5 protein-coding genes are annotated in these 6,120 nt (G+C 73.4%); 1 reads left to right on the plus strand and 4 read right to left on the minus strand.

The window, feature by feature from the left end:
- Position 1 precedes the first annotated feature (1 nt).
- On the plus strand, positions 2-991 hold the full coding sequence (gene nadE, locus ACI379_RS12345; RefSeq protein WP_439792390.1) for an NAD(+) synthase: 990 nt from the start codon (positions 2-4) through the stop codon (positions 989-991).
- On the opposite strand, the gene ACI379_RS12350 is transcribed toward nadE, so the two are convergent.
- The 4 genes from ACI379_RS12350 to ACI379_RS12365 form a co-directional block, all read right to left on the minus strand.
- Positions 982-2,841, minus strand: coding sequence for an ABC transporter ATP-binding protein (locus ACI379_RS12350; RefSeq protein WP_439792391.1), 1,860 nt, complete (start codon positions 2,839-2,841; stop codon positions 982-984). The two genes, nadE and ACI379_RS12350, sit on opposite strands and share 10 nt — an antisense overlap.
- Positions 2,842-2,951: 110 nt before the next feature.
- Positions 2,952-3,911 carry an endonuclease/exonuclease/phosphatase family protein gene (locus tag ACI379_RS12355; protein ID WP_439792392.1) on the minus strand — a complete coding sequence of 320 codons (960 nt, stop codon included), beginning with the start codon at positions 3,909-3,911 and terminating at the stop codon, positions 2,952-2,954.
- Positions 3,912-3,981: 70 nt separating this feature from the next.
- The gene (locus ACI379_RS12360; protein ID WP_439792393.1) at positions 3,982-5,460 is read right to left on the minus strand and encodes a sugar transferase; all 1,479 of its coding nucleotides are present in this window, start codon (positions 5,458-5,460) and stop codon (positions 3,982-3,984) included.
- A gap of 100 nt (positions 5,461-5,560) precedes the next feature.
- A partial coding sequence (locus ACI379_RS12365) for a LuxR C-terminal-related transcriptional regulator (protein ID WP_439792394.1) occupies positions 5,561-6,120 on the minus strand: 560 nt, incomplete at its 5' end.

A 6,120-nucleotide genomic window follows, 5' to 3' on the forward strand; every position in this document is an offset into this window, starting at 1 on the left:
CATGGCCACAGCATTCGGACCGGACGTCCTCGCCATCGACGAGGAGGCCGAGGTCGAGCGGATCAGCGAGATGATCCGCTCGTACGTGCTGCGCAACAAGCGCAAGGGAGCGGTGATCGCGGTCTCCGGCGGCATCGACTCCAGCGTGGTCGCCGCCCTGTGCGTGCGCGCGCTCGGACCCCAGCGCGTCTTCGGCCTGCACATGCCCGAGTCGGAGTCGTCGGGGGACACCCTGGGCTTCAGCCGCAGCCTGACCGACTCCCTGGGCATCGACTCGGTGCTGGAGGACATCTCGCCGCTGCTGGAGGCCGCGGGCTGCTACCGCCGGCGCGACGAGGCGATCCGGCGGGTCGTCCCCGGGTACGGCCCGGGCTACCTCTCCAAGATCGTGCTCCCCAGCGTGGTCGACTCCGACTCGCTGCGGCTCTACTCCGTGGTCGTCCAGGCGCCCGACGGCACGCAGAGCAGCCACCGGCTCACCGCGGACGCGTACCTGGAGATCGTGGCGGCGACCAACTTCAAGCAGCGCTCCCGCAAGATGCTGGAGTACTTCCACGCCGACCGGCTCAACTACGTCGTGGCCGGCACCCCCAACCGGCTCGAGTACGACCAGGGATTCTTCGTGAAGCTCGGTGACGGGTCGGCCGACGTGAAGCCGATCGCCCACCTCTACAAGACCCAGGTGTACGCGCTGGCCGCCCACCTCGGCGTCCCGCAGGAGATCCAGGACCGCCCCTCCACCACCGACACCTACTCGCTCCCGCAGTCGCAGGAGGAGTTCTACTTCTCGCTGCCCTACGCGCGGATGGACCTGTGCCTGTACGGGCTCAACCACGGGGTGGACATCGCGGAGGTCGCGGAGGCCACCGGGCTCACCACCGACCAGGTCGAGCGGGTGTACCGCGACATCGAGCAGAAGCGGCGCACGACCGCCTACCTCCACGAGCCGCCGGTGCTGGCCGCGTCGGTGGACGAGGTGGTTCACGCCTGAGCGGGGCCACCTGCGACGTCGGTGTCCGCCTGCAGCCGGTACAGGTCGGCGTACAGGCCGCGGGCGGACATCAGCTCGGCGTGGGTGCCCTGCTCGACCACCCGTCCCCCCTCCAGGACGAAGATCCGGTCGGCGCCACGCACCGTGGAGAACCGGTGCGAGATGAACAGGGCGGTGCGGCCGTCGAGCACGTCGCGCAGCGTGGCGAAGAGCTCGTGCTCGGCGCGTGGGTCGAGGGCGGCGGTCGGCTCGTCGAGGATGACCAGCGGGGCGTCGCGGAAGAACGAGCGCGCCAGCGCGACCCGCTGCCACTGGCCGCCGGACAGGTCGGTCCCACCCGTGAACAGCCGTGAGAGCCGCGTGGCGAACCCCTGGGGCAGGTCGTCCAGGAGCTGCTCGGCGCCCGCCGCACGGGCGGCGGCCCGGACCTCGTCGGGCGACGACTCCGCCCCGGCCCTGCCGACCGTGATGTTCTCGGTGGCGCTGAAGGCGTACCGCACGAAGTCCTGGAAGGTCACGCTCACGCGTTCCCGCAGGCTCGCGGGGGCGAAGGTGGTGGTGTCGGTGCCGTCCCACTCGATCCGGCCGCCGTCGGGGCGGTACAGGCCAGCGAGCAGCTTGGCCAGGGTCGTCTTGCCGGACCCGTTCTCCCCGACGAGGGCGACGATCTCGCCGGCGTGGACCTCGAGGTCGATGCCGCGCAGCGCCTCCACCTCGGCGCCGGGGTAGCGGAACCGCACGTCGTCCACGCGGATCGTGTCGAAGCCGCTCGGCGCCTGCGGGCCGGAGGTCCCCTCCAGGGCGGGAGCACCCATCGCGAGGAACGCGTCCAGGTCGTCGAGGAAGAGGCCCGACTCGAAGATCAGCTGCACCCCGCGGAAGACCGACTGGACCTGGCTGGCGAGCATCCGGATCGCGATGATCGCCGCGCCCGCGCCGGCGACGTCGATGGTGCCCCGCGCGACCAGCCAGACCAGGAAGAGCAGGGTGCCGCCCAGCACCACCGCGGAGCCCAGCTGACCGACGAGGCTCAGCAGCGTACGGCGGACCGCGTGCCGACGCAGGTCGCCCAGGTAGCGGTCGTACAGCGCGTCGAACCTCTCGCCCAGCCAGCTGCCGAGGCCGAAGGCGCGGACCTCCTGGGCCTCCTCGCGCCCGGTCTGGATCATCGCCAGGTACGCCCGCTCGCGCAGCACCGGCGTCTGACCGACGGAGAAGGCGAACTCCAGCCGGGACTCCCGGCGGCTGGTCAGCAGCAGTGGGACCCCGCCGACCAGCACCAGGACGAGCAGGAGCGGGGAGACGCTGGCGAGCGCGATCGAGAGCCCCACGCCCGCGGCGCCGGCGCCCGCCATGGACAGCACGCCCTGGGTCACCTGGTACGGCCTGGCGACGGCGTTGGTCTGGACCCGGTTGAGGTGGTCGTAGAACTCGGGCGACTCGAAGTGGCGCAGGTCGACGCCGGTCGCCACCCGCAGCACGCGGGTCCACATCGTCCTCGCCACCATCTCGCCCAGCAGGCGCTGCAGCTGCGACTGCAGGGCACCGGCGACGGCGCCCGTCGCGCTCAGCACGGCGAGGAGGGTCACCGGCGCCAGGACGGAGGAGAAGTCGGCCCGCAGGTCGTCGGCCAGGACGGCGGAGAGGACCCACTGGACCGCCAGCACCTGGAGTGCCAGGGCGATCGCCGAGACGACCTGCAGCGACGCCAGCGCGACGAACGAGCGCGGGCCCGCCTGCCAGACCAACGACATGCTCGCCCGCACGAGGCGGGTCAGACGTCCCATGGACTTGCGCTGGGAACGGGCTGCGACCCGCAGGGCGACCGGGTCCAGGGGCTCGGCGGGCACCTCAGCCGTCCCGACGGTGCGTGAGGGAGCGGACCCCGCGCGACCACCGGTCTCGGGGGGACCCCGCCGTGGCGACTCGCATGCGTGTCAACGTAGCCGAATCCCGCCGCTCAGGACGCCGGTCCGAGCGTGGCGACCACGGCCGCGTGGTCGCTGCCCACCGCACCGTCGACCGCGAACCCCACGGGGACGAGGCCGCCGCCGCTGAGGACGTGGTCCAGCGCCAGCATCGACGGCACCCGCACCCCCAGGATGCGCCGGGAGCCGTCGGCCGGCCAGGTGGGCGCCCAGCCGGAGTTGGTCGCCTCGGCCGCGTCGACGAGACCGAGGGCCTCCAGGTCGTGCAGCGGGGCGTGGTCGAGGGTCGCGTTGAGGTCGCCGGCCACCACGGTCGGGGTGTCCACCACCGGGTCGTGCGCGCGGTGCAGCTCGGAGAGGACGCGCTCCCAGTCGGTGGCCCACTTCTCACCCTGGTAGGGCGGGGTCGGGTGCACCGCCGCCACGTCCACCGGTCCGACACCCGGCACCGTGACGGAGACGAACTGCGAGTCGCCGCCGGGTGAGAGGAGCCCCTTCTCCTGCACGGGGAAGCGGCTCAGCACCGAGGTGCCGCGGTCCGCGCCCACCTCGTACGGCAGCAGGGCCTCGATCCCGGCGCCGCGCAGCTCCTCGATCCGCGCCGGTCCGACGTCGGTCACCACGAGCACGCCGACGTCGTGCCGGGCCACCAGGGAGACGAGCGCGTCGGCGTCGCCGAACTCGAAGTTCTGCGCCGCCACCACGACCGTCGGTGTGCCGGCCCGAGGCGTGGAGCCGACGTACAACGGGGCCTGCCACCAGGCGTGGCCCACGGCGAGGACGGCGCACAGGCCGCCCAGGAGCAGCGGCGCGACCCGTGCGCGGCGGCGCAGCGCCAGGGCGCAGACCAGCCCGAGGAGCGCGGCAGGCAGGCCGAACGGGGCGAAGGCGACGACCTGGGCCAGGCGCGGGTTCATGGTCCCGGAGGCGCGCAGGCCGTACAGGGTCATCGCGACGCCGAGGGAGGCCAGTGCGACGACCCACAGCACCACGCCCGCCCCGCGTGCACGTCGGCCCGGGGCCGGGCGGGCGGCGTGCGGTGCGGGCGGGCGGACGGTGTCCTCAGTACGCGCCACGGTGCTCGAGCACGGCGCGCACGGTGCGCACGAGGATCGAGGCGTCCAGGCGCAGCGACCAGTTGTCGACGTAGCGGACGTCGAGGCGGACCGACTCCTCCCACGACAGGTCGGAGCGTCCCGACACCTGCCACAGGCCCGTGAGCCCGGGCTTGACGGCAAGCCGCCGGCGCGGGTCGAAGGAGTAGTTCTCCACCTCGTCCGGCAGGGCGGGGCGGGGCCCGACGAGCGCCATCTCGCCGCGGACCACGTTCCACAGCTGGGGCAGCTCGTCGACGGAGAACTTCCGCATCCAGGCACCCAGCGGGGTGACCCGGGGGTCCTGGCGGATCTTGAAGAGGACGCCGGCGCCCTCGTCGCGGTCGCCCAGACCCGCGCGGTCCTCCTCCGCGTCGACGCGCATCGACCGGAACTTGAGCATCGTGAACAGCTCACCCTGGCGGCCCACCCGTTCCTGGCGGAACAGGGCCGGACCGGGGGAGTCGCGCCGCACGGCGACGGCGACGACCGCCAGCAGGGGCGAGAGGACCATCACCAGGAGGAAGGCCAGCGTGCGCTCGAGGACCTCCTTGACGACCCGCGTCGCACCCTGGAACTGGGGGTGGTCGATGTGCACGACGCGCAGGCCGCCGGCTGCGACCGCCTGGACGCGGGTGGGGTGGACGTCGACGACGCCGGTGGCCACGTACGCCTCGGCGTTCTCGGCGGCCGCCTGCCACTGCAGGCGCCGCACCGTCATCGGCTCCACGTCGGGACCGGGGAGGACCAGGAGGCCGTCGGCGCCGGCGGAGCGGAGCGTACTGCTGACCTGGTGCAGGCCGACGTGCACCGTGAGGTGGGCCATCGCGGCGGCGGACGCGGGGGACGCGGGTTCGGTCAGGCAGACGGCGACGGGTCGGTAGCCACCTCGGCCGAGCTCGGGCAGGGCGGCCGCGACGTCGTCGGGGTGGCCGACCAGCACCATCGCCGGCAGCGCGACGGGCACCAGCTGACGGGTGAGCAGCGCCAGCACGACGGTGCAGGCGGCGAGGGCACCCACGTGCAGTGCGAGGGCGACCGGCGAGCCGAGGACGGCCGGCAGTCCGGCGGCGGAGGCGACCATCGGGGCCACCCAGCACAGCAGCCCCAGGCGGCCCGCGGCCGTCAGGATCCGGCGCACCTCGGTGGTCGAGGTCTCCGCCACCGGGCGGCGCCGGTGGAACCCGCTGTTGACCAGGGCGGCCGGCCAGAGCACCACGAGCGCGGACATCACCACGGCCGGGACCAGGGCACCGAGCTGGGCCAGCACGAGGACCGAGAACAGGGCGGCGACCGGACCGAGCCAGGAGCGGATCGACTCCGCACCGCGGCGCGGGCGTCGCCGCGTCGCGATCTCGGGCGCCACGCTGAGCGTGTGGACGGGCGCGCCGATCTCGGCGCACTCGACGTCGACGTCCACCTCGGCGGCGGCACGCGGCCGCGGCACGAGTGGAGCCTGGACGGCGGTTTCCCCCCACGCCGTCGACAGCTGCGTCATCGTGTTTCCCCCCATCGAATCCGCCCCCCGGCGGAGTGTGCTGAACAGCCTAGGAACGGGCCTCCGGCGTGGCATGCCGCAAATGCGGCAAACGCGTGCTCATCTCCGGGTGCCTCCACCCGATGTGGTTGGCCAGGCCGACGGCGGCCAGCTGCGAGGAGACCTCCAGCTTGGCCAGGATCGACTTGACCTGCGTGCGCACCGTCGCCTCGGAGACGACCGCCTGCCGCGAGATCTCCCGCACGGTGAGCCCCGCGATCAGGTGCCCCAGGATCTGGCGCTCGCGCGGCGTGAGCCGGTCGAGCCGGCGACGCATGTCCTCGGTGGCCGCGCGCTCGGCGCGCCAGTGCTCGAGCAGCTCCTCCACCTCGCTGGCGGTCGTGACGGGCAGGCCCTGGTGAAGCCGCCGCACTGTGCCGAGGATGTCCTGGAGCGGTTGGTCCTTCGACAGCACCTTGCGTGCGCCCTGCCGCATGCACGCGCCCCAGCGGCTCAGGTCGCTGCTCGCCGTGATCACCACGACGTTGGCGCCGGCCGCGGCCAGGGGAGCGATCAGGACGGTGCCGTCGCCGAAGTTGCCGAGGTCGAGGTCGAGGAGGACCACCCGCG

This window comes from Nocardioides sp. (assembly GCF_051876515.1).
Lineage (GTDB): Bacteria > Actinomycetota > Actinomycetes > Propionibacteriales > Nocardioidaceae > Nocardioides.

Coding starts and splice junctions, on each gene's coding strand:
- nadE (WP_439792390.1), top strand. CDS start 2: ATGGCCACAGCATTCGGACCGGACGTCCTCGCCATCGACGAGGAGGCC.